Genomic DNA, 25,187 nt, shown 5'->3' with positions numbered 1-25,187 from the left:
GGGCGAGGCGCGTGAGGCGTCTAGTGGGGTGTGGTGTGTGCGGTCGGCTGCCGCGCGCGCGCAGGAAGCGTCCACCGCGGGGTATCAGACAGATCTTGGCCGCCGACGCGGCTTGCGCCGCTGCTACAGGGATCGCGGTACTGCTGTAGCAGCGGCGCGAGCCGCGTCAGGCTTCACCGCGGGGTATCAGACAGATCACCTTGTCCGCCGACGCGGCTTGCGCCGCTGTTACAGGGGTGCGGTACTTCTGTAGCAGCGGCGCGAGCCGCGTCAGGCTTCACCGCGGGGGATCAGGCAGATCACCTTGTCCGCCGACGCGGCTCGCGCCGCGGCTCCAGGGGTTGCGGTACTGCTGTAGCAGCGGCGCAAGCCGCGTCAGGCTTCACCGCGGGGTATCAGACAGATCACCTTGGCCGCCGACGCGGCTTGCGCCGCTGCTACAGGGGTGCGGTACTTCTGTAGCAGCGGCGCGAGCCGCGTCAGGTGCACCGCGGGGTGTCAGGCAATCACTTTGGGGTGATCAGACCCTGCCGGCTTCGGCTTCCTGGTGGGCTTGGCGCAGGCGCTCGCGGCTGTTGGTCAGGTGCAGGCGCATGGCGGCGCGTGCCGCATCGGAATCCTGACGGGCAATGGCGTCGTAGATTTCCTCGTGCTCGCGGCTGAGCCGGGTCATGTAGTGCTGCTGGTCGTCGTGCGCCAAGCGCGCCGAATTCAGCCGGGTACGGGGAATGATGCTGGTGCCCAGGTGCGTCATGATGTCGGTGAAGTACCGGTTACCAGTGGACAAGGCGATCTGCAGGTGGAACTGGAAATCGGATGCCACGGCGTCACTGGCATGGGCCGCGCTTTCGTTCAGCGCATCGAGCGCCGCGCGCATGGCCGCCAGCTGTTCGTCGGAGCGTCGGCTGGCAGCCAGACCGGCGGACTCCACTTCCAGGCTGATGCGCAACTCGAGCACCGCGAGCACGTCGCGCAAGGTGACGATGGTCGCCGGATCGATGCGAAAGCCACTCGGGCTCGGCGTGTCCAGCACGAAGGTGCCGATGCCGTGACGGGTCTCGACCTGCCCCGCCGCCTGCAGCCGGGAAATGGCTTCGCGCACCACCGTTCGGCTGACGCCCTGCTCTTCCATGATGGCCGACTCGGTAGGCAGTTTGTCGCCCCGCTTGAGTTCGCCATCAAGAATACGCTGGGTCAGCACGGCCACCAGTTCCTGGGCCAGGCTGCGCGGTTTGCGACGGGCGCGTGGGGCGGCGCTCAGATTGTCCATAGTCAACAGTTGTCTCGAAAACGGGCGGTGAGGTGCACATCATAGCCCAAGCTGGTTGTACGATCACGCTATGAGTGGAGCCACTCGAGTTCATAAAGCAACAGTGGATCAGGGAGAAGTAGTTCTGAAACGGCTCAACGAGCCCCAATGTTTGGCGATCACCGAGATATCTACATCGATGAGAGATCACGCATCTATCCTGGGCGGATGGTCGAAACACACCAAAATATGGCGAATCAAAATGCTCAAGCCAGCTATAACGAGCTCGCCTCGCTCCCCTCCCCTGGTAGCGGAGTGAAGAGCGAGCGGGCCAGAATAACGGACAAGCGGGCCTGGGCATCTTATGCTTTGAGACAAGCCACGCACGCAAATCCAGATTGAGGTCCTCCACGGATCATACCTGTCACATAGAGACGATCGTCTACCACAGCCATTCGCCCTATCTCGGACATGTATTCCAAAGGGTAAACCTGCCAGCCAGCCCCCTCACCTTCCGAGTTGGGCAGACCAAAGCTTTTATCCAAGGCGCCATCTGGAAGAAACCGCGCCAATAGCAAGCAATCGAAATCCGTAGAGGATTCAATGTACCTTCCATGCGCCAAAACACGATCACCGAAATCCCATAGCTGCAGATAAGTGCCTGGGGAAGGAGCCGGAGGCACAGCCAGTACAGCCCCACTATTAAAATCAGGATCAGGCAATCCATTCTGATCGATCGCGTAAACCGAGCAATTAGAGAATTCCGGATCCCGCCCCATGCCCGCAGTCAAAAAGTTTCTGCCGAATGCGGAGATAACATCCTGCACCAACTCGTATTGCACCCCGGGCCCGAACTGAAAACCTTCCTGTCCAAAGCTCGTGTCTATAAGACCTTCAAGCGTAATTCTCACGAATCCAGCATACGGTACCATCCCCTCCTTATAAAGCTGTCCAGCCAACAGCAGTTTCCCGTCCGACGGGTAAATAGCTTTTATCTCGGCACCTACGGGCATGCCTGGTTTTGGAGCGCTCAAATCATAGAGCTTCAATATGCCGTCAGTACCGAAACTCCAATCGACACGTCCGTCATCAAAAAAACTGATGATCGCATGACCAAATGCTATAGCTGGGAGGGCGATGTAGATTCGATCATTGTAACGCAGCCCGGTGAGGTAGTTTGGCGGCGGGCGAACGATGCCGGGTGCCGGTGCAGCTTCGGCCTCGCTCCCAAGCACTCCTTGAGTTGCCCCTTTATCCCATTGACTGCCCTCCAGCCCCGCGAAAATAGCCGTCCCCGTCCCCAACTCCCCGAACGTTGCGTCCAGTTGGCCATCCAGCGTGTAGCGCGCCAAGGCAGGGTACAAGCCTATATCATTGCCAATAGGGATACCTACTGTTCCCAACATCAGCAATTTAGCTGGCGTGCTGCCTTGCGCCTCAATATAAAATACTCTATGGATAGCGGACTTTATATCCACACCTTCCTGCTTGTGAAACTGCCCAGTCAATTTACCGTTTTGACTGAACGACCCATCAGGCTCGCCATTTTTCTTTACGGCGTACACAATATATTCTTCAGTATCCCTGGGGAAATTTCCACCGACGCCTCCCGCATACAGCGTTCCATCCGGTCCTGCGACGACATCATAGAGACGAGTACCACTATAGTCTGGATTCTCCCGACCAAGAACGACCTTGCCGGTTTTATCGGGCCCAAACTCCAGATCGGGCTCACCTGGGTATAGCTCTGCAGAGTGTTGATTACTCATATGCTATTGATACCTCCCGCCCATGACGCACTTGTCGTCGCCGCAAGGCAATCGTCCTGACTAGCTGTCTCAGGGCGCCACGAACTTTCAGCATCACTCCTGAACGAGATGATTGAAAGACGGAAACCCAACAGAACTGAATACTTGATGAGTAAGTCCGCTACCGCATAGATAACTGTAGCCAAGCAGAAGAGAAACTCAAGGGAATTTAGTTATGTATCTTTTGATACGAGGCATTAGCTGATGAACAACTAATTACACTTCAAACACCCTGCAATTGCTTCATTTTTATAGACCGCACTGCACCCATTCATCCACGGTAGCAAAGTGCGTTGCCGGGTTTACGGCACGCGGTTTGGAGATGGATCAACGCGCACGGATCGATCACGCCGACAAAACAAGCATTTCTTCGAAAAAAAGGCCCACACGATGATCACACCGCTGGGCCATTGCGCACACCAGGTGGCCGCAGATTCAGCGCCGAACCGGACGCTTCTGCAATTTGCGTTGCAGGGTGCGTCGGTGCATACCCAACGCCCGCGCCGTGGCGGAAATGTTGCCTTCGTGCTCGGTGAGCACCCGCTGGATGTGCTCCCATTGCAGACGGTCCACCGACATGGGGTTTTCCGGCACCAGGGTATCGAGGTCGGCGTGTTCGGCCGACAGCGCAGCCAGCACGTCGTCGGCATCGGCCGGCTTGCACAGGTAGTTGCAGGCGCCACGCTTGATCGCCTCCACTGCGGTCGCGATGCTGGAATAGCCGGTGAGGATCACCACACGCATCTCCGGGTCCAGCTCCAGCAGCTTGGGCAGCAGCACCAGGCCCGAATCGCCTTCCATTTTAAGGTCCAGTGCGGCGTAGTCCGGGATGTCGTCCTGGGCCAGCTTCAAGCCTTCCTCGGCGCTGCCCGCGGTACTCACGCGAAAGCCTCGGCGGCTCATGGCGCGGGCCATGACGCGGGTGAAGGTGGCGTCATCATCTACCAACAACAAATGTGGCAGTTCTTCGCCTTCGACTTGGTGTTCGTCAGTCATCGATCATCTCCTCGGACGCCACGGGGCAGACGCAGCTCGGTGAGCGTGCCGCCCTCTTCATGACTATAGAGTTTTACCGAGCCGCCGGCGCGAGTCACGCTGGCTTTGCTCAAGAACAGGCCGAGGCCGAAGCCTTTGCCCTTTGTGGTGAAGAACGGCTTGCCGATCTGCTCGGCAATCGCCAGGGGAACACCCGCTCCGTGGTCGCGGATCGAGATGAAAATGTCAACGCTGTCCCAGTCCAGCCTGACCTCGAGGTTGTCGGGGCAGGCATCGGCGGCGTTGTTGAGCAGGTTGAGCAGCGCCTGGGTCAGATCCGGCGGCGGCGCCAGATGGGGAACCTCGCCCTGGCCCTGGCGGTGGAAGCGATAGCTGGATTCGGGACGCATCAGGTGCCAGCGATTCAGGGCCTCGTCGAGCCAGGCGGTCACGGGTTGATCGACCACAGCCATGCGCCGATTGGCCTCGGCGGCGCGCACCAGCTGCTGCAGGGTTTCCTTGCACAGCTTGACCTGATCCTGCAGCACCTGCAGGTCTTCCTGCAGTTCGGGCTGGGGATGGTCCTGGCGCATCTCCTTGAGCAGCACGCTCATGGTGGCCAGTGGCGTACCCAATTCATGGGCGGCACCGGCGGCCTCGGTAGCCACGGCCAGCAGTTGCTGGTCACGCAGACCCTCTTCGCGGCGCTGCGCGCGCAGTTGTTCCTGCCGGCGCAGCTCTTCGGCCATCTTGGCGGCGAAGAAGGTGATTACCGAAGCCGCCAGGGCAAAGCTCAACCACATGCCGTATATCTGCAGGTTTTCCCGGCCGATCGGCAAGGCGTCGAGCGGGTAGAAATGCGCCAGCATGAAGGTGTAGCACGCCAGGGCGATCCCGGACAGCACCAGGGAATAGACCCACGGCAGGGTCACGGCGGCAATGGTCAGCGGCACCAGGTAATAGGAAACGAACGGGTTGGCGCCGCCGCCCGAGTAATACAGCAGGACGCTGTGGATGAGCAGGTCGCAGGCCAGTTGCAAGGCGTATTCAAGTTCGGTGACCGGCAAAGAGAAGCGCAGGCGCAGCACGGTCAGCGCGCAGAGTATGGCCGACACCGCCAGGGTGGTGCTCAACGCCAGCCAAGGCAAGGGCAACAGGTGCGTGAGGTAGGCGAAGCCAACCGAGCCGGCCTGCGCGGCCAGTACCAGCGTGCGGATGAAGGTCAGGCGCCAGAGGTTCTGGCGTGAAGCGGAAAGAGGCATAGGGTGGGCGAGCATTTGCTCTCCAGTGAGCGCTGCAGGCGGATCGGTGCAAGTATAACCAACTCGGCGCGCTGGCAGCGAAAAGTGCGGCAAATGACCGCGTCGCAAGTGCCGGCCTCCGGTTTATCGTAAAAGGTAACCTGTCCATCCAGCCCCCTCAGGAACCGCATCCGGCCTGGCCAGTCTTACGCAGCACCTACAACAAGGAGTTTTCCATGCCCGTCATCACCCGCAGCGCCGCCCTGGTCCTTGGCGCAAGCCTGTTGTCCAGCCTCCCTGCCCTGGCCGACGAGGCCCGCTACAACCAGATTTCCCTGCGTGCCGAGGTCAGCCAGGAAGTGCCTCGCGACCTGATGCTCGTGACTCTCTACAGCGAGGAGCAGAATGCCGACCCGGCCAAGCTGGCCGCCGGTATCAGCGACACGTTGAACAAGGCCCTGGCCCAGGCTCGCGAAGTCAAAGGCGTGATCGTCCGCCAGGGCAGTCGCAACAGCTATCCGATCTACGATGACAAGGGCCAGACCATCACCGGCTGGCGCGAGCGCGCCGAAGTGCGCCTGGAAAGCGCCGACTTCCCGGCCCTGTCCAAACTCACCGGCGAACTGCTGCAGAGCCTGAAGATGGGCGCCATGGACTTCTCCATCGCCGACAAGACCCGCAAGCAGAGCGAAGACGCCCTGCTCAAGGAAGCCGTGGCTGCGTTCAAAGCCCGCGCGCAACTGGCCACCGACGCCCTGGGCGGCAAGAGCTACAAGGTGGTCAACCTCAACCTCAACAGCGCTGGCTACCCTCGCCCCTACGCCTCGGCGCCGATGATGATGAAGGCCGCTCGCGCCGACGCGGCTCCAGTGACCCCGGACGTAGAAGCGGGCACCAGCGAGGTCAGCATCAATGCCGACGGCGTCATCGAAGTCGTGATGCCTTGATAGGCTGACGCTTTCGTCAAAGGCAGAATCCGCTCCCGCAGGACGGATTCTGTCCGCAAACATCACTCCCCGAGTCCCTCCCTTCGTCTATCGAGGCCCAATATGGATATCCCCGCCTTCAAGCCCCTGCTCCTTACCGCCGCCCTGTGCGCCGGGATGCCCATGGCCCAGGCCGCGAGTACGCTGGTGTACTGCTCCGAAGCCAGCCCTGCCGGTTTCGATCCCAGCCAGTACACCAGTGGTACCGATTTTGACGCCTCGGCGGAAACCGTCTTCAATCGCATGACCCAGTTCAAGCGCGGCGGCACCGAAGTCGAACCGGGGCTGGCCACTTCCTGGGACGTCTCCCCGGACGGCTTGACCTACACCTTTCACCTGCGCGAAGGCGTCAAGTTCCACACCACCGACTACTTCACGCCCACCCGCGATTTCAACGCGGACGACGTGCTGTTCACCTTCCAGCGCCTGCTCGACCCCGAGCATCCATTCCGCAAGGCGTACCCTTCGGAATCGCCCTATTTCACCGACATGGGCCTGAACACCAACATCAAGACGGTCAGCAAACAAGACCCGCATACCGTGGTCTTCACCCTGAACACCGTCGACGCCGCCTTCGTGCAGAACCTGGCGATGAGTTTCGCTTCGGTGCAGTCCGTCGAATACGCCGACCAGTTGCTCAAGCAGGGCAAGGCCGCCGACATCAACCAGAAACCCATCGGCACCGGCCCGTTCGTGTTCAAGCGCTACCAGAAGGATTCGCAGATCCGCTACACCGCCAACAAGGCGTACTGGAAACCCGAGGACGTCAAGCTCGACAACCTGATCTTCTCCATCAGTACCGATGCTGCGGTGCGCCTGCAGAAGCTGAAGGCTGGCGAATGCCAGGTCAGTGGCTATCCACGGCCTGCCGACATCGACGTGATGAAACAGGACCCCAACCTGCGCGTGCTCAGCCAGCCGGGCTTCAACCTGGGTTTTCTGGCCTACAACGTGACCCATCCGCCGCTCGACCAGCTCAAGGTGCGTCAAGCCCTGGACATGGCGATCGACAAGCCGGCCATCATCAAGGCGGTGTATCAGAGCGCCGGTCAGTTGGCGCAGAACGCTCTGCCCCCTGCGCAATGGTCCTATGACACCCGAATCAAGGACGCGCCCCACGACATTACCAAGGCCCGAGCCCTGCTCAAGGAAGCCGGAATAAAAGAGGGCACGACCATTGATCTGTGGGCCATGACGGTGCAGCGCGCATCCAATCCCAATGCACGCATGTCGGCGCAGATGATCCAGAACGACTGGGCCAAGATCGGCATCAAGGCCAACATCGTCAGTTATGAATGGGGCGAGTACATCAAGCGCGCCAAGAATGGCGAGCACGACACCATGATCTACGGCTGGACCGGCGACAATGGCGATCCGGACAACTGGCTCGGCGTGCTCTACAGCTGCGCGGCGGTCAAGGGCAGCAACTACGCCAAATGGTGCGATCCGGCCTACGACAAGCTGATCCAGCAGGCCAAACTGAGCAGCGATCGCGATGAACGCGTGAAGCTGTACCAGCAGGCGCAGGCGATACTCAAGCAACAAGTGCCGATCACACCGATCGCAAACTCCACGGTCTTCCAACCCATGCGCAAGGAAGTCCAGGATTTCCGCATCAGCCCCTTCGGCCTGACGCCCTTCTATGGTGTCAGCCTTTCGCAGTGATACCGAACGCCCCATTGCAGTGCGTCATCGTGGTGCAATGGGGTCGATAAGTGTGCATTGAGCGGCAAAATGTAGTTGAACATGCGTTCAACTACCGAAAAACTTACATCGATGCGACATTCGTGTACGCCCGTCCCACCGTTTCAGGTGCGATACACCGCAAACAGTTGATTTGGGTATGCCGCCTGCATAAGTATCGGCCAGGTCGACTCACAAGGTCGCCCTCATTCTTAAAATGACAACAACTGAGGCCACCATGCTCAAAACCGCGGTCATTCCGTTCATCGTCGGGGCCGGCCTGCTCGCCAGCGCCCCTTTCGCCCATGCTGCGAGCAACCTTGTATTCTGCTCTGAAGGCAGTCCGGCGGGTTTTGACCCGGCGCTGTATACCAGTGGTACGGATTTCGACGCTTCGGCAGAAACCGTCTTCAACCGTCTGAGCCAGTTCGAGCGTGGCGGCACCGCAGTCATCCCGGGTCTGGCCACCAGCTGGGACATCTCCGAAGACGCCCTGACCTACACCTTCCACCTGCGCGAAGGGGTCAAGTTCCACACCACCGACTACTTCAAGCCGTCCCGTGAATTCAACGCCGATGACGTGCTGTTCACTTTCAACCGCATGATCGACAAGAACATGCCGTTCCGCAAAGCCTATCCGACCGAGTTCCCGTACTTCACCGACATGGGCATGGACGAGAACATCACCAACATCGAGAAGCTCGACGATCACACCGTCCGCTTCACCTTGAAGACGGTCGACGCCGCGTTCATCCAGAACATGGCCATGAGCTTCGCTTCGATCCAGTCCGCCGAATACGCCGCCCAGCTGCTCAAGCAGGGCAAGGCCGCCGACATCAACCAGAAGCCTATCGGCACCGGCCCGTTCGTGTTCAATCGCTATCAGAAAGACGCGCAGATTCGCTACAAGGGCAACAAGGACTACTGGAACCCGGCTGACGTGAAGATCGACAACCTGATCTTCGCCATCACCACCGATGCATCCGTGCGTATGCAGAAGCTCAAGAAGAACGAATGCCAGGTCAGCGTCTATCCACGTCCAGCCGATCTCAAGCCGCTCAAGGAAGACAAGAACCTGCAGATGCCCGACCAGGCTGGCTTCAACCTGGGCTACATCGCCTACAACGTCACCCACGAACCACTGGGCAACCTCAAGGTTCGCCAGGCGCTGGACATGGCGGTGAACAAGCAGAGCATCATCGAGGCCGTGTACCAGGGCGCCGGTCAATTGGCCGTCAACGCCATGCCGCCGACCCAATGGTCCTATGACACGAGCATCAAGGACGCCGGCTACAACGTGGAAGAGGCCAAGAAGCTGCTCAAGGAAGCCGGCGTCAAGGAAGGCACCGAGATCACCCTGTGGGCCATGCCGGTGCAGCGTCCCTACAACCCCAACGCCAAGCTGATGGCCGAAATGCTGCAGTCGGACTGGGCCAAGGTGGGTATCAAGGCCAAGATCGTCAGCTACGAGTGGGGTGAATACCTCAAGCGCGCCAAGGCCGGCGAGACCGATGCCATGCTGATCGGCTGGAGCGGCGACAACGGTGACCCGGACAACTGGCTGGGCACCCTGTACGGTTGCGATGCGGTGAACGGCAACAACTTCTCGAAGTGGTGCGACAAGGACTACGACCAGTTGATCAAGACCGCCAAGGCCACGCCCGATCAGGCCAAGCGCACCGAGCTGTACAAACAGGCCCAGGTGCGCCTCAAGCAGCAGGTGCCGATCACCCCGATCGCGCACTCCACGGTCTACCAGCCCATGAGCGCCAAGGTCACCGACTTCAAGATCAGCCCCTTTGGCTTGAACTCGTTCTATGGCGTGGGCGTGAAGGACTGAACCAGGCACCTCCCCTAATGGAAGCGGGCGATGGACCGGCAGGTCCAGCGCCCATTCGCTTGCATTAACGCCAGGATTTTTCCCACAGCTCTACCGGAATACGCCGACATACGCCCTCGCCAAATGGGACTAGCTTCCTTTGGCGACGGCCGCCGTATTCCCGCTAGGGGACTGGCGCCCCACGATCGGAAAACAACAAGACAGGGACTATCATGCGACATACCCAGCTTTGCTCCGCCATGCTTGCTCTGGGCCTGCTCGGCCAGGTCGGCCTCAGCCAGGCCGCCAACAGCCTGGTGTACTGCTCCGAAGGCAGCCCCGCCGGCTTCGACATCGCCCAGTATACGAGCGGCACCGACAACGACGCTGCGCAACCGATCTACAACCGCCTGACCGAATTTGAAAAAGGCGGCACCAGCGTCATTCCCGCGCTGGCTACCAAGTGGGACATCTCCGAAGACGGCTTGACCTACACCTTCCACCTGCGCGAAGGGGTCAAGTTCCACAGCAACGAAACGTTCAAGCCGACCCGTGACTTCAACGCCGACGACGTGCTGTTCACCTTCAATCGCATGCTCGATCCCAACCAGCCGTTTCGCAAGGCGTACCCGACCGAGTTCCCGTACTTCGTCAGCATGAGCCTGGACAAGAACATCGCCAAGGTCGAGAAAACCGACGACCACACCGTGGTGTTCACCCTCAACGCAGTAGACGCCGCGTTCGTGCAGAACATCGCCATGAACTTCGCGTCCATCCAGTCCGCCGAATACGCCGAGCAGTTGCTCAAGAGCGGCAACATGCGCGACATCAACCAGAAGCCGATCGGCACCGGTCCGTTCGCCTTCCAGCGTTACCAGAAAGACTCGCAGATCCGCTACAAGGCCAACCCGCAGTACTGGGACATGAGCCAGGTGAAGGTCGACCAGCTGATCTTCGCCATCAACACCGACGCTTCGGTGCGCATGCAGAAGCTCAAGAAGAACGAGTGCCAGGTCACCGCCTACCCACGCCCCGCAGACCTTGCAGGCCTCAAGGCCGACCCCAAGCTCAAGGTCATGGAGCAGGCCGGCTACAACCTGGGCTACATCACCTACAACGTTCGCCACAAGCCGTTCGACCAGCTGGAAGTTCGCCAGGCCATGGACATGGCGGTGAACAAGGACGCCATTCTCAAGGCCGTCTACCAGGGTGCCGGGCAGAAGGCCGTCAACGCCATGCCGCCGACCCAGTGGTCCTACGACGAGAGCATCAAGGACGCGCCCTTCGATCCGGAGAAAGCCAAGCAGATGCTGCAGGCCGCCGGCGTCAAGGAAGGCACCGAGATCACCCTGTGGGCCATGCCGGTGCAGCGCCCCTACAACCCCAATGCCAAGCTGATGGCTGAAATGCTGCAGGCCGACTGGGGCAAGATCGGCCTCAAGGTCAAGATCGTCAGCTACGAGTGGGGCGAGTACCTGGACCGCACCAAACGCGGCGAACACGACGTCTCGCTGATTGGCTGGACCGGCGACAACGGGGACCCGGACAACTGGCTGGGCACGCTGTACAGCTGCGACGCCATCGGCAGCAACAACTACTCGATGTGGTGCAACCAGGACTACGACAAGCTGGTCCAGCAGGCCAAGCGGGTCACCGACCGCGAAGAGCGCAGCGTGCTCTATCGTCAGGCCCAGCAGTTGCTCAAGCAACAGGTGCCGATCACCCCGATCGCCCACTCCACCGTCAACCAGCCGGTCAGCGCCAAGGTTGAAGGTTTCAAGGTCAGCCCGTTCGGGCGTAACGACTTTGGCGGCGTGAGTCTGCGCGACTAGATAAACCAGGCCTTCCCCACACCCATGACCGTGCCATGGGTTTGGGGAGCTTTTGGCAAAAAAGAGCAAGCAAACGTTTGCAACTGTCATCACGGGCCATGGACTGGCCATCAGCCGCACTAGAAGACGCGGCCATAAAACTAAAAAAGTAAGGAGCTTCAGTTGAAAATTACCAAGACAGCAGTCTTCACCTTGTCGTTGAGCGGGTTCGCGCCCCTGGTCCTGGCCGATGAAGCCAGCCAGGCGTTCATCCCGCTTACCGTCAAGACCAGCAGCGCACAGGATGAGGCCAAGGGCTTCATCGAGGACTCGAGCCTGACCGGCTCGACCCGCAACTGGTTCGCCAAGGAGAAGGGCAAGCGTGGCCTGACCTGGGGTATCAACAAGGGCGATGGCGTGACCGAACGCACCGGCAGCCGCGACACCTGGGTTCAGGGCACCATCGTCAACTACACCTCGGGCTTCACTCAGGGCACCGTGGGGTTCAGCACCGAAGTGGCGGCCTACAACACCGTGGCGCTGGAGCAGGGCAAAGGTCGCGTGGCCGGCGGGGGGAACCGCACACTGACCGATCACGATGGCGACGTGGTCGACCAGTGGACCAAGGCGGGCCTGGCCAACCTCAAGGCGCGGGTGTCCAACACCGTACTGACCGCCGGGCGTCAATCGATGAACACGCCGGTACTGGCCTTCATCGGCAACCGTGCCCTGCCCTCCAGCTTCGAGGGTGTCAGCCTGCACAGCGCCGAGTTCGACAACCTCGACTTCGACCTGGGCACCTTCAGCCGCGTCTCGCCGCGAACCGAACAGAGCCTGAGCAAGTTCAGGACCGAGTACGGCGACGGCACCACCACCGACCAGGTCAACATCTTCGGCCTCAACTACCAGCCGCTGAAAAGCCTGACCACCAGCCTGTACGCGTCCAACGTCAAGGATGTGTGGAACCAGTACTACTTCGGTGCCTCCCATGAACTGGGCGATGCCTCGGTGCTGGGCCTGACCACCGGTTTCAACTACTACAAGACCAAGGATGCCGGCAGCTCGAAGATGGGCGCCATCGACAACGACACCTACAGCCTGTCGTTGACCGCCACGCACAAGGCGCACAGCCTGACCCTGGCCTTCCAGGAAGTGAACGGCAACGAATACTTCGACTACCTGCACGAGACCAACGCCATTTTCCTGGCCAACTCGCTGTTTTCCGACTACAACGGCCCGAACGAAAAATCGTTCCAGATCGGTTACGGGCTGGACATGGCCGGCTATGGCGTACCAGGCCTCAAGTTCAGCGTCTATACCGCGCGCGGCTGGGGTATCGATGGCACGCACTACAAGGGCGGCGGCTATGATGGCATCCAGGCCCAGGACGGCGAGAAGCATTACGAGTACGGCTTCGGCACCTCGTATGCCGTGCAGGGCGGGCCGTTGAAGGCCAGCACCATCCGCGCGACCTACAGTGCCCACCGCGCCAGCGCCAATCAGGTCGATGGCAGCCTCAACGAGCTGCGCATCGTCACCACCATTCCGTTCCAGATTCTTTGATCGGCAACCGCTGCCCGGGGTTCGACGAATCCCGGTCAGCGGCTACGCTTACGTGCGATTGCGAGGGCAATGATGAAAACGCTATCTCTGAAGGCTGCCGTGGCAGCCGCCCTGCTCGGCCTGACCTTGGGCGCCAGTGCCAAACCGCTGGTGGTCTGCACCGAAGCCAGCCCCGAAGGTTTCGATATCGTTCAATACACCGGCGCTGTCACGAGCGATGCCTCGGCCGAGACGGTGCTCAACCGCCTGGTCGACTTCACGCCGGGCACCACCGACATCCAGCCGGGGCTGGCCAAGAGCTGGGACATCAGTGAAGACGGCAAGACCTACACGTTCCACCTGCGCGAAGGCGTGAAGTTCCACACCACCGACTACTTCAAGCCGACCCGCACACTGAATGCCGACGACGTGCTGTGGAGCTTCATGCGCCAGTTCGACGCCAAGCACCCCTGGCATGACAAGTCGACCATGGGCTATCCCTATTTCGAATCGATGGGCATGGGCGATCTGATCCAGAGCATCGACAAACTCGACGACATGACCGTGCGTTTCGTGCTCAAGCGTCCCGAAGCGCCGTTCCTGCGCGACATGGCGATGCCCTTCACCTCGATCTACTCAGCCGAATACGCCGACCAGTTGCTCAAGGCCGGCAAGACCGCCGACTTGAACAGCAAGCCGATCGGCACCGGGCCGTTCGTGTTCGTGCGCTACAGCAAGGACGCCCAGGTTCGCTTCAAGGCCAACCCCGATTACTACAAGGGCAAGCCACCGGCCGACCCCCTGATTTTTGCCATCACGGTGGACAACAACGTGCGGGCGCAGAAGCTGCGTGCCAACGAATGCCAGGTGGCGGTCTATCCCAAGCCGGACGACGTACCCGGCATCAAGGCCGATCCTCAGCTCAAGATCGCCGAGATGGACGCCCTGATGACCAGCTACGTGGCCATCAACACCACCCACAAATACCTGAGCGACGTACGCGTGCGCCAGGCCATCCAGATGGCCTTCGACAAGCAGACCTTCGTTCGTACCCTGTTCGGCGAGGGCAACGCGACACCGGGCGTGGGGCCCTACCCGACCACGCTGCTGGGCTACAACCACAGCCTCAAAGACCTGCCCTACGATCCGGACAAGGCCCGCGCCCTGCTCAAGGAAGCTGGCGTTCCGGACGGCACCTCGTTCACCATCTTCGCGCGCAACGGCAGCAGCCCGACCAACCCCAACTCCAGCCTCGCAGCGCAACTGTTGCAGGCCGACCTGGCCAAGGTTGGCATCAAGCTGGATATCCGCGTGCTGGAATGGGGCGAGTTGATCAAGCGCCTGAAACTGGGCGAACATGACCTGGCTTTCTACGGTTGGGCCGGCGACAACGGCGACCCGGACAACTTCCTCAGCCCGAACCTTACCTGCGAAGCAGCGAAGAACGGCGAAAACGCCGCGCGCTGGTGCAACAAGGAATTCGACGCCCTGGTCAGCCAGGCCCGCGAAACCACTGAACCGGCAGCACGCGCGGCGTTCTACGAACAGGCGCAGGTCATTTTTCTCAAAGAGCAACCTTGGTTGAGCCTGGCGTATCCACGTCTGTTCTCGGCCATGCGCAAGAACGTCGAAGGCTTCCACATAAGCCCGATGACCAATAACAACTTCGCCACCACCCAGGTGAAGTAGAAAAAGACGCCGCGTATCGGCGCCCACCCGGGCGGATGCGCGGCTTGCCTAACCGGCTGATGAGGTACTACGCACGATGTTTAGTTTTATTGCCCGACGTGTGGGATTGCTGATCCCCACTTTCTTCGGCATCACGCTATTGACCTTCGCGTTGATACGCCTGATTCCCGGTGACCCTGTCGAAGTGATGATGGGCGAGCGTCGGGTCGACCCCGAAATGCACGCACAGGCGATGGAACGCCTGGGTCTGAACAAGCCCCTGTATGCTCAGTACCTGGATTACATCGGCAATCTCGCCCAGGGCAACCTGGGTGAGTCGCTGCGTACGCGCGAGAGCGTGTGGACCGAGTTCACTGCACTGTTTCCGGCCACGCTGGAGCTGTCCATCGCCGCGCTGATCTTCGCCGGGGTGCTCGGCCTGCTGGCGGGGGTGATCGCCGCGCTCAAGCGAGGATCGCTGTTCGACCATGGGGTCATGGGTATTTCCCTGGCCGGCTATTCCATGCCCATCTTCTGGTGGGGCCTGATCCTGATCATGTTCTTTTCGGTGACCCTGGGCTGGACGCCAGTGTCGGGGCGCATCGACCTGCTCTACGACATCCAGCCCAAAACCGGCTTCATGCTCATCGACACGTTGTTCAGCGAAGACGAAGGCGCCTGGCTGGACGCCCTGCAGCACCTGATTCTGCCCGCCATCGTGCTGGGCACCATTCCGCTGGCGGTGATCGCCCGCATGACGCGTTCCTCGATGCTCGAAGTGCTGCGCGAGGACTACGTGCGCACCGCCCGCGCCAAGGGCCTGTCGCCGACCCGCGTGGTGTTCGTGCACGGCCTGCGCAACGCGCTGATTCCCGTGCTCACGGTGTTCGGCCTGCAGGTCGGCACCTTGCTGGCCGGTGCGGTCCTGACCGAAACCATCTTCTCGTGGCCGGGCATCGGCAAGTGGCTGATCGAGGCCATCGGCGCCCGTGACTACCCTGTCGTGCAGAACGGCATCCTGTTGATCGCCTGCCTGGTGATCCTGGTCAACTTCGTGGTGGATATCCTCTACGGCCTGGCCAACCCACGCATCCGTCATCAGCGTTGAGACCCTATCCATGACTACGAAAATCGAAACGGTCGCAGTGGATCAGAGCCTGCTCTACCCCTCCCCGTACAAGGAATTCTGGCAGGCATTCGCCAAGAACAAAGGCGCCGTGGCGGGCCTGGTGTTCATGCTGATCATCGTCTTCTGCGCGCTGTTCGCGCCGTGGGTGGCGCCGCACAATCCCAGCGAGCAGTACCGTGACTTCCTCCTCACCCCGCCGGTATGGCTGGAAGGCGGCCAGTGGCAATTCATCCTGGGCACCGACGAGCTGGGCCGTGATTTGCTTTCGCGCTTGATCCAGGGCTCGCGGCTGTCGCTGCTGATCGGCCTGTCGTCGGTGGTGATGTCGCTGATCCCGGGCATTCTCATGGGCCTGCTGGCCGGATTCTTCCCGCGCATTCTCGGGCCGTCGATCATGCGCCTGATGGACGTCATGCTGGCGCTGCCATCGCTGCTGCTGGCCGTGGCGATCGTCGCCATCCTCGGCCCTGGCCTGATCAACACCGTGATCGCCATTGCCGTGGTGTCGCTGCCCTCCTACGTACGCCTGACCCGCGCTGCGGTGATGGGCGAACTGAACCGTGACTACGTGACCGCCGCGCGCCTGGCCGGGGCTACGTTGCCGCGCCTGATGTTCATCACCGTGCTGCCCAACTGCATGGCGCCACTAATCGTGCAGGCCACCTTGAGCTTTTCCTCGGCGATTCTCGACGCTGCCGCCCTGGGTTTCCTGGGCCTGGGCGTACAACCGCCAACGCCGGAATGGGGCACCATGCTGGCTTCGGCGCGTGACTACATCGAACGCGCCTGGTGGGTGGTGAGCCTGCCGGGCCTGACCATTCTGCTCAGCGTGCTGGCAATCAACCTGATGGGCGACGGGCTGCGCGATGCGCTGGACCCCAAACTCAAGAACGCCGCCTGAGGAGCCGATCATGTCACTTTTGAATATCAACAACCTGAACGTACGTTTCGGCGATGCCAAGGCCGTACCGGTCGTGGACGGGCTGGACCTGAGCGTGGACAAGGGCGAAGTGCTGGCCATCGTCGGCGAATCGGGCTCGGGCAAATCGGTGACCATGATGGCCCTGATGGGCCTGATCGATGCACCCGGCATCGTCACCGCCGACTCGCTGGTCTTCGACGGCCACGACATGCTCAAGCTCAACGCCCGGCAACGGCGCAAGGTGGTCGGCAAGGACCTGGCGATGATTTTCCAGGACCCGATGACTGCGCTTAATCCCAGCTACACCGTGGGTTTCCAGATCGAGGAAGTCTTGCGCCAGCACCTGGGCATGTCCGGCAAGGCCGCGCGCCAGCGTGCTCTGGAATTGCTCAAGAAGGTGGAAATCCCGGCAGCCGAAAGCCGCCTGGATGCCTATCCGCATCAGCTGTCCGGGGGCATGAGCCAGCGCGTCGCGATCGCCATGGCGATTGCCGGTGAGCCCAAGCTGCTGATTGCCGACGAACCGACCACCGCACTGGACGTGACCATCCAGGCGCAGATCATGGAGTTGCTGCTCAGCCTGCAACAAGAGCAGAACATGGGTCTGATCCTGATCACCCACGACCTGGCCGTGGTGGCCGAAACCGCCCAGCGCGTGTGCGTGATGTACGCCGGTCAGGCAGTGGAAGTGGGCCATGTGCCGCAATTGTTCGACATTCCCGCGCACCCCTACAGCGAAGCGTTGCTGATGGCCATCCCAGAGCACAGCGAAGGCGCCGAGCGCCTGGCCACCCTGCCCGGCATCGTCCCCGGCCGCTACGACCGTCCGCAGGGCTGCCTGCTGTCGCCGCGCTGCCCGTACGTGCGGGAAAACTGTCGCACCGAACGCCCGGCCCTGGACCCCAAAGCCCAGAGCCTGGCGCGTTGTTTCTACCCACTCAATCAGGAGGTGGCGTGATGAGCGTCGTACTGACCGCCCGCGACCTTACCCGTCATTACGATGTTTCGCGCGGGCTCTTCAAGCCCCATGCCGTGGTGCGTGCCCTCAATGGCGTCTCCTTCGAGCTGGAAGCCGGCAAGACCCTCGCCGTGGTCGGTGAGTCGGGCTGCGGCAAGTCGACCCTGGCCCGCGCGCTGACCCTGATCGAAGAACCATCCTCCGGTTCGCTGCAGATCGCCGGCCAGGAAGTGGCAGGCGCCAGCAAGGCCGAGCGCAAGCAACTGCGCAAGGACGTGCAGATGGTGTTCCAGAGCCCCTATGCTTCGCTCAACCCTCGGCAGAAGATCGGCGACCAACTCGGCGAGCCGCTGCTGATCAACACCTCCCTGAGCAAGGCCGAGCGCCGCGAGAAGGTCCAGGCGATGATGCAGCAGGTCGGCCTGCGCCCCGAACACTACCAGCGCTACCCGCACATGTTTTCCGGTGGCCAGCGCCAGCGCATCGCCCTGGCCCGCGCCATGATGTTGCAACCCAAAGTGCTGGTCGCCGACGAACCCACCTCGGCACTCGACGTGTCGATCCAGGCGCAGGTGCTTAACCTGTTCATGGACCTGCAGCAGGAGTTCAACACGGCCTATGTGTTCATCTCCCACAACCTGGCCGTGGTGCGTCACGTGGCCGACCAGGTGCTGGTGATGTACCTGGGCAGGCCGGCGGAAATGGGGCCCAAGGAAGACATCTACACCCGTCCTCTGCACCCCTATACTCAGGCCCTGCTGTCGGCCACGCCGACCATCAAGCCGGACCCGCTCAAGCCCAAGATCAAGATCGTCGGCGAGTTGCCCAACCCGCTGAATCCACCGTCGGGCTGTGCGTTCCACAAGCGTTGCCCGTACGCCACCGAGCGCTGCAGCACCGAAGTACCGGCGTTCCGGCCGGTGGATACGCGGCAGGTGGCGTGTCACTACGCCGAGCAGTTCCTGTAACGCCTGCAGGCCTCTTCGCCAATCGGTGAAGAGGCCTGTACCTCTCCCTTCTCCCCAGTGCATCCGCAGACGAATGTCTCTATGATGCCGAACATGATCAAAGACCCCTTTGCCCGCCTGAACCTCGATCGCGAGGTCATCACCGTCAGCCAGCTCAATGGCCGCGCCCGTGTGTTGCTCGAAGATGTCTTCAGCAATATCTGGGTCGAAGGTGAAATCTCCAACCTGGTGCGTCCGGCGTCCGGCCACGTCTATTTCACGCTCAAGGACAGCGGCGCCCAGGTGCGCTGTGCGCTGTTCAGGCAGAACGCTCAACGCGTGCGCCAGGTGCTCAAGGATGGCGCAGCGGTGAAAGTGCGCGGCAAGGTCTCGCTGTTCGAAGGCCGTGGCGACTATCAACTGATCCTCGACACTGTGGAGCCTGCCGGTGACGGCGCGCTGCGCATGGCGTTCGACGCGCTCAAGGTAAAGCTCGACGCCGAAGGCCTGTTCAGCAGCGAACGCAAGGTGGCCCTGCCGCCGCATCCGCAACGTATCGGTATCGTCAGTTCGCCGACCGGCGCGGTGATCCGCGACATCATCAGCGTGTTCCGTCGGCGTGCCCCGCAGATCCAGCTGACCCTGATCCCGACCGCCGTGCAGGGCCGCGAGGCCACCGCACAGATCGTCCGCGCCCTGCGTCTGGCCGACGCGCGTGGCTTCGATGCGATCATCCTCGCCCGTGGCGGCGGCTCGCTGGAAGACCTCTGGTGCTTCAACGAGGAAGCCGTGGCGCGCGCCGTCGATGCGTGCGTCACGCCCATCGTCAGCGCCGTGGGTCACGAGACCGACGTCTCCATTAGTGACTTCGTGGCCGATGTGCGTGCGCCGACGCCTTCTGCGGCCGCCGAGTTGCTGGCGCCCGATGCCGGCGACCTGCAACGGCGGCTCGACAGCCTGCAGCGACGCCTGGTGTTGCGCATGCACAATCGTCTGGCCCACGAACGCCTGCGCGTCGAAGGGCTGACCCGACGCCTGCGCCACCCCGGCGAGCGCCTGCGCCAGCAGGCACAACGCCTGGATGATCTGGACATGCGCATGCGCCGCGCCTTCGAGCGGCAGATGACTGCGCGTGCGCATCGCCTGGCGCAGTTGCAGACACGCCTGGCCGGGCAGCATCCGGACCGTGTGCTGCGTCTGCTCAAGCAGCGCCTGGACGGCCTCGCCGAGCGCTTGCCGCGCGCCATGCGTGACACGCTCAAGGACCGTCGCCAGCAGTTGCAGAGCCAGGTGCAGACCCTGCACGTGGTCAGCCCACTGGCCACCCTCGGACGCGGCTACAGCATCCTGCTCGACGAGCACGGGCAAGCCATCCGCAGCGCCGAACAGACCCAGCGCGGTCAGCGCCTGATCGCAAGATTGGGCGAAGGCGAGCTTGAAGTGCGGGTGGAAGACAATCACCTCACGCCCGTAACCCTTTCTTTACTGGATTGATCCATGCCGCGTTTTCTCGTTGTTGCCCTGCTGTTGTGCCTGTCCTCGTTCGCTCAGGCGGACAGCTACATCACCCGGCTGCTGAACAAGCCGGTGCCCGGCGGCGTGGCGGTGGTGGATCTGGGCAACGCCAGCCAGGCGCCCAAGGCGACCTACGATGGCAAGCGCGTGCTGGTGGTCAATGAGCAAGGTACCTGGCGCGCGATCGTCGGCATCCCGTTGACTGCCAAGCCTGGCCAGGCGCAGGTCAGCGTGGCCGGTCGCGCAATCGGTTTCGAGATTGGCAGCAAGAAGTACCCCGAACAGCGGATCACTCTGAAGAACACTCGCCAGGTCAATCCCAACCCGGCGGACATCAAGCGCATCGACGGCGAACTCGCCGAACAGCTGCGCGCCTACCGCAGCTTCAGCCCCGGCACACCGAGCAATCTGCTGCTGGACAAGCCGGTCAGCGGACCCTTGTCGAGCAAGTTCGGTGTACGCCGTTTCTTCAATGGCGAGGAGCGCAATCCGCACGCCGGCCTGGATTTCGCAGTGCCCGCCGGCACGCCGATCAAGACGCCTGCCAATGGCAAGGTGATCCTGGTGGGCGACTACTTCTTCAACGGCAACACGGTGTTCGTCGACCATGGGCAGGGGTTCATCAGCATGTTCTGCCACATGTCAAAGATCGACGTGAAGGTCGGCCAGGACCTGGTGCGCGGCGCCGTGGTCGGACGCGTAGGCTCCACAGGCCGCGCCACCGGGCCGCACATGCACTGGAACGTCAGCCTGAACGATGCCCGGGTCGATCCGGCAATCTTCATCAACGCCTTCCAGCCTTGATCCACCGGAAATCCTCTCAGCACTGCTTGACCTGTGGGAGCGGGCTCTGCCCGCGAAGGCCGCAACGTCGACCCAATGCATTGCGCCGCCCCTTGAAGCCACGCAATCTCTGGCACCCCTTTCCAAATCTTCAGCAATAAAATCTCGCCTGCTCCAAGATAGCCAACTCTCCTACCATTTTCCTCAATACCCTTGCCATTTTTCACCCCAATGGTTAGGGTTGAGGTCATGAAAACCGCCCATACCCTCATCCAGCTCCGCCAGCACCGTAGCCTCTGCCTGGTCAGTGCACGACTGCCTGGCTGAAACGCGTCGCCTCGCCCCTCACCTTTTCGAATGACCGGCAGGCCCTTTCCCCAGGCTGCTCACCAAGGATTTTCACCATGTCCATGCTCAAAGACCCGTCGCATAAGTACCGCGCGTTCCCGACTATCGACCTCCCCGATCGCACCTGGCCGTCGAAGTCCATCACCGCCGCGCCCATCTGGTGCAGCTCCGACCTGCGCGACGGCAACCAGTCACTGATCGAACCCATGGATGCGGTAAAGAAGCTGCGCTTCTGGAAAACCCTGGTCGCCGTGGGCGTGAAGGAAATCGAAGCCTCCTTCCCTTCCGCGTCGCAAACCGATTTCGATTTCGTGCGCACCTTGATCGAAGACGGCCACATCCCGGACGACACGACCATTCAGGTCCTGACCCAGGCCCGTGAAGACCTCATCGCGCGCACCTTCGAATCGCTCAAGGGCGCCAAGAAAGCCATCGTTCACCTGTACAACGCTACTTCGCCATCCTTCCGCAAGATCGTCTTCAACCAGGACAAACAGGGCGTCAAGGACATCGCGGTAAATGCCGCCAAGCTGTTCGTCAAATACGCAGCGCAGCAGCCGGAAACCCAGTGGACCTTCCAGTACTCGCCGGAGACGTTCAGCGCCACCGAGCTCGAGTTCGCCAAGGAAGTCTGCGATGCGGTGATCGAAGTGTGGAACCCCACACCGCAGAACAAGGTCATCCTCAACCTGCCGGCGACCGTGGAAGTGTCCACCCCGAACATCTATGCCGATCAGATCGAATGGTTCGGCCGTCACATCAATCGTCGCGACAGCGTGCTGCTCAGCCTGCACACCCACAACGACCGTGGCACCGGCGTGGCCGCCACCGAACTGGGCCTGATGGCCGGTGCAGATCGCGTGGAAGGCTGCCTGTTCGGCAACGGCGAGCGGACCGGCAACGTCGATCTGGTGACCCTTGGCTTGAACCTGTACACCCAGGGCGTCGATCCTGAACTGGACTTCTCCGACATCGACGGCATCCGCAAGGTGGTCGAGGAATGCAACCAGTTGCCGGTGCATCCGCGTCATCCGTACGTGGGTGATCTGGTTCATACCGCGTTTTCCGGCTCGCACCAGGACGCCATTCGCAAGGGTTTCACCCAGCAGAAGGAAGGCACGGTGTGGGAAGTGCCCTACCTGCCGATCGACCCGGCCGACATCGGGCGCAGCTATGAGGCGGTCATCCGCGTCAACAGCCAGTCGGGCAAGGGCGGCATCACCTACCTTCTCGAACAGGAATACGGCATCAGCCTGCCACGTCGCATGCAGATCGAGTTCAGCCAGGTGGTACAGGGCGAGACCGACCGCCTGGGCCTGGAAATGACCGCTCAGCAGATCTATGCGCTGTTGCGCAAAGAATATCTGCAGGCCAACACGCCCTATGCGTTGATCAGCCATCGGTTGCAGGAAGAGAACGGCAACAGTGCGGTTGACGTGGAAGTGCACAGCGACGGTGAAACCCAGCACTGGCGCGGCAAGGGCAACGGCGCCCTGGAAGCGCTGGTGGCCTCCATGCCGGTCGCGGTCGAGATCATGGACTACAACGAACACGCTATTGGCGCTGGCACCAACGCCAAGGCCGCGGCCTATATCGAGCTGCGTGTGGCCGGTGGACGTCCGGTGCATGGCGTTGGCGTGGATGAAAACATCACCACCGCCAGCTTCAAGGCACTGTTCAGCGCACTGAATCGCTCGCTGAGCCAGCAGGAAGCGAAAGCTGCCTGACGGGCAGCCACACAGGAACCGGCCTTCAGGGCCGGTTTTTTTATGCCTGCGCTACCCCGTAGGAGCGGTCATCGGCCGCGAAAAACACCCCGCGGTGTGTCAGGCATGAGCGTTCCTAGCGCAACTCGTATTCGTCAGCGTCCAGGTGGGCCGGGAACTTGCTGCGATAGGCGTGCAGGGCCTGGGCATCGAGGCTGGCATGAAACACGCCGTCGGCCTCACCCGCGCACAACAGGGTTTCGCCCTGAAAGTCCAATAACTGGCTGTCACCCGTGTAGGCAAAGCCCTTGCCGTCGGTGCCCACCCGATTCACCGCCGCCACGTAGCAGAGGTTCTCGATCGCACGGGCCGGCAGCAGGCGGTTCCAGTGCATGCGCCGCGCGCCCGGCCAGTTGGCCGTGTACAGCAACAGGTCGGTACCCTCGCCATCTCGGCTCCACACCGGAAAACGCAGGTCGTAACAGATCAACGGACGCACGCGCCAGCCCCTCACGGCGAACACCGCTTGCCGCTCGCCGGGGCTGTAGTGTTCGTGCTCTCCCGCCATGCGAAACAGATGACGCTTGTCGTAGTGCAGCATCCGCCCATCCGGGCAGGCCCACAGCAGGCGATTGCGGTAGCTGCCATCGGCAGCCTGGACGATCACGCTGCCGGTGACCACCGCATCGAGCTTGTTGGCCCACGCCAGCAGCCAGTCGTGGGTCACCCCGTTCTCCGGCTCGCAAAGGCTTTCGGACTCCATTGAAAAGCCGGTGGTGAACATCTCGGGCAAGACCACCAGATCGGCGCCCTGGGCTTGTTCCAGCAAGGTATCGAAGTGTTCGAGATTGGCCTCGCGGTCGTGCCAGGCCAACTGGGTCTGGATTAACGCGATCTTTAGCTCAGGGGCCTGCTCGGCCAGGGTTGCTTCCGTCAGATTCGGCATAGTTTGTGGGCTGCCTCGCGCAGCGTCTCCTCACGTTTGGCGAAACACAAGCGAACCAGGCGCTGGTCCGCAACCGGCGTGCGATAGAACACCGAAACCGGAATGCTGGCTACGCCATGCTCACGCGTCAGCCACAGCGCCATGTCGACGTCGTTGAGGTCGGGGCGGATCGCCGAATAGTCGACCAGTTGGAAATAGGTGCCCGGCGTAGGCACAAACGTGAACCGCGAATCGGTCAGCAGATCGCAGAGCAGATCGCGCTTGCCCTGATAGAACCCAGGCAACGCATCCACGTGGTCGGGGTGTTCAGCCATGTACTCGGCCAGGGCATGCTGCAAGGGCGTGACGCCACAGAAACTGACGTACTGATGCACCTTGCGCAGCTCCCGAGTCAGCGCGGGCGGTGCGATGACGTAGCCGGTTTTCCAGCCGGTGACGTGATAGGTCTTGCCGAACGAGCTGACCACGAACGCCCGCTCGTATAGCCGCTCGCAGGCCAGCACGCTGGCATGGGCGACGCCATCGAACACCAGGTGCTCGTAGACCTCGTCGCTGAGGATGTAGATGTCGCGGTCGGCGATCAAGGTCGCCAGGTGGTCGAGTTCGGCGGCAGTGATCAGGGCACCGCTGGGGTTGTGCGGCGTGTTGATCACGATCATTCGGGTACGCGCGTTGATGGCTTGGCCCAGTTGCTGCCAGTCGATGCTGAAATCCGCAGCATTCAGTTGCACGTGCACGCACGTGCCGCCCGCCAATTCGACCGCGGGCTCGTAGCTGTCGTAGCAGGGATCGAACACGATCACTTCATCGCCGTGGCGAATGGTGGCCTGAATCGCGCAGAAAATCGCCTGTGTGGCGCCGGGGGTGATGGTGATTTCGCTTTCGGCATCCACACGACGCCGATACAAACGCTCGACCTTGGCCGCAACCTGTTCGCGCAGGGCGGGCAGCCCGGTCATGGGCGAGTATTGGTTATGCCCGGCCAGCACATGCCGCCCGACGGCTTCGAGCAAGGCAGGCGGACCGTCGAAATCAGGAAAGCCTTGAGACAGGTTCAAGGCGCCGGTTTGTGCGGCGAGCTGAGACATGGTGGTGAAGATGGTGGTGCCGACATTCGGCAGCTTGCTGCTGATCATGGGCCGCTCCCTGGG

At 61.6% G+C, this 25,187-nt stretch carries 19 protein-coding genes; 13 read left to right on the top strand and 6 right to left on the bottom strand.

The features are described from left to right. Positions 1-520: 520 nt before the first annotated feature. The 4 genes from AC788_RS18005 to AC788_RS17985 all read right to left on the bottom strand — a co-directional run bounded on the left by AC788_RS18005 (position 521) and on the right by AC788_RS17985 (position 5,309). Complete coding sequence (locus tag AC788_RS18005) at positions 521-1,270, bottom strand: FadR/GntR family transcriptional regulator (RefSeq protein ID WP_049861925.1); 750 nt, start codon at positions 1,268-1,270, stop codon at positions 521-523. 341 nt (positions 1,271-1,611) lie between these two features. Further along, on the bottom strand, positions 1,612-3,018 hold the full coding sequence (locus tag AC788_RS18000) for a hypothetical protein (protein WP_152965764.1): 1,407 nt from the start codon (positions 3,016-3,018) through the stop codon (positions 1,612-1,614). A gap of 474 nt (positions 3,019-3,492) precedes the next feature. Further along, entirely contained in the window at positions 3,493-4,053 is a 561-nt protein-coding gene (locus AC788_RS17990) for a response regulator transcription factor (protein ID WP_049861922.1), read from the bottom strand. After that, positions 4,050-5,309, bottom strand: a complete 1,260-nt coding sequence (locus tag AC788_RS17985; protein ID WP_049861921.1) for an ATP-binding protein — start codon at positions 5,307-5,309, stop codon at positions 4,050-4,052. The genes AC788_RS17990 and AC788_RS17985 overlap by 4 nt, the downstream gene beginning before the upstream one ends. Before the next feature lie 200 nt (positions 5,310-5,509). Here AC788_RS17985 and AC788_RS17980 point away from each other — a divergent pair, with 200 nt between their 5' ends. The 13 genes from AC788_RS17980 to leuA all read left to right on the top strand — a co-directional run bounded on the left by AC788_RS17980 (position 5,510) and on the right by leuA (position 23,111). Beyond that, the gene (locus tag AC788_RS17980) at positions 5,510-6,220 is read left to right on the top strand and encodes an SIMPL domain-containing protein (RefSeq protein ID WP_049861920.1); all 711 of its coding nucleotides are present in this window, start codon (positions 5,510-5,512) and stop codon (positions 6,218-6,220) included. Between the two features lie 102 nt (positions 6,221-6,322). After that, the gene (locus AC788_RS17975) at positions 6,323-7,924 is read left to right on the top strand and encodes an ABC transporter substrate-binding protein (protein ID WP_049861919.1); all 1,602 of its coding nucleotides are present in this window, start codon (positions 6,323-6,325) and stop codon (positions 7,922-7,924) included. A gap of 256 nt (positions 7,925-8,180) precedes the next feature. Next, entirely contained in the window at positions 8,181-9,782 is a 1,602-nt protein-coding gene (locus tag AC788_RS17970; protein ID WP_049861918.1) for an ABC transporter substrate-binding protein, read from the top strand. 212 nt (positions 9,783-9,994) lie between these two features. Further along, complete coding sequence (locus AC788_RS17965) at positions 9,995-11,593, top strand: ABC transporter substrate-binding protein (RefSeq protein WP_049861917.1); 1,599 nt, start codon at positions 9,995-9,997, stop codon at positions 11,591-11,593. A 162-nt stretch (positions 11,594-11,755) separates the two neighbouring features. Next, a complete protein-coding gene (locus AC788_RS17960) occupies positions 11,756-13,135 on the top strand; it encodes an OprD family porin (protein ID WP_049861916.1) in 1,380 nt (459 codons plus the stop codon). A gap of 72 nt (positions 13,136-13,207) precedes the next feature. Further along, positions 13,208-14,803 carry an ABC transporter substrate-binding protein gene (locus AC788_RS17955; protein ID WP_049861931.1) on the top strand — a complete coding sequence of 532 codons (1,596 nt, stop codon included), beginning with the start codon at positions 13,208-13,210 and terminating at the stop codon, positions 14,801-14,803. Positions 14,804-14,879: 76 nt separating this feature from the next. Continuing rightward, positions 14,880-15,890, top strand: coding sequence for an ABC transporter permease subunit (locus AC788_RS17950; protein WP_049861915.1), 1,011 nt, complete (start codon positions 14,880-14,882; stop codon positions 15,888-15,890). A gap of 10 nt (positions 15,891-15,900) precedes the next feature. After that, a complete protein-coding gene (locus AC788_RS17945; protein WP_049861914.1) occupies positions 15,901-16,812 on the top strand; it encodes an ABC transporter permease subunit in 912 nt (303 codons plus the stop codon). Between the two features lie 10 nt (positions 16,813-16,822). Continuing rightward, a complete protein-coding gene (locus tag AC788_RS17940; RefSeq protein ID WP_043186595.1) occupies positions 16,823-17,791 on the top strand; it encodes an ABC transporter ATP-binding protein in 969 nt (322 codons plus the stop codon). Further along, positions 17,791-18,759 (top strand): peptide ABC transporter ATP-binding protein, encoded by a 969-nt coding sequence (locus AC788_RS17935; RefSeq protein ID WP_049861913.1) that lies wholly within the window; start codon positions 17,791-17,793, stop codon positions 18,757-18,759. Before AC788_RS17940 ends, AC788_RS17935 begins: the two co-directional genes overlap by 1 nt. 93 nt (positions 18,760-18,852) lie before the next feature. Then, a complete protein-coding gene (xseA, locus tag AC788_RS17930; RefSeq protein WP_049861930.1) occupies positions 18,853-20,232 on the top strand; it encodes an exodeoxyribonuclease VII large subunit in 1,380 nt (459 codons plus the stop codon). Positions 20,233-20,235: 3 nt separating this feature from the next. Beyond that, positions 20,236-21,057: a M23 family metallopeptidase gene (locus AC788_RS17925; RefSeq protein WP_049861912.1), complete on the top strand. Its 822-nt coding sequence runs from the start codon at positions 20,236-20,238 to the stop codon at positions 21,055-21,057. A gap of 383 nt (positions 21,058-21,440) precedes the next feature. Further along, the gene (gene leuA / locus AC788_RS17920) at positions 21,441-23,111 is read left to right on the top strand and encodes a 2-isopropylmalate synthase (RefSeq protein WP_049861911.1); all 1,671 of its coding nucleotides are present in this window, start codon (positions 21,441-21,443) and stop codon (positions 23,109-23,111) included. A 115-nt stretch (positions 23,112-23,226) separates the two neighbouring features. Here leuA and AC788_RS17915 read toward each other — a convergent pair whose 3' ends face one another. Together AC788_RS17915 and AC788_RS17910 are read right to left on the bottom strand one after the other, a co-directional pair. After that, positions 23,227-24,036 carry an amidohydrolase gene (locus AC788_RS17915; RefSeq protein ID WP_049861910.1) on the bottom strand — a complete coding sequence of 270 codons (810 nt, stop codon included), beginning with the start codon at positions 24,034-24,036 and terminating at the stop codon, positions 23,227-23,229. Beyond that, complete coding sequence (locus AC788_RS17910) at positions 24,024-25,172, bottom strand: pyridoxal phosphate-dependent aminotransferase (protein ID WP_049861909.1); 1,149 nt, start codon at positions 25,170-25,172, stop codon at positions 24,024-24,026. The genes AC788_RS17915 and AC788_RS17910 overlap by 13 nt, the downstream gene beginning before the upstream one ends. Positions 25,173-25,187 lie beyond the last annotated feature (15 nt).

The sequence above is a fragment of the Pseudomonas sp. RIT-PI-a genome (assembly GCF_001187875.1).
GTDB lineage: Bacteria > Pseudomonadota > Gammaproteobacteria > Pseudomonadales > Pseudomonadaceae > Aquipseudomonas > Aquipseudomonas coleopterorum.
This window is presented reverse-complemented; position numbering and strand designations above follow the sequence as displayed.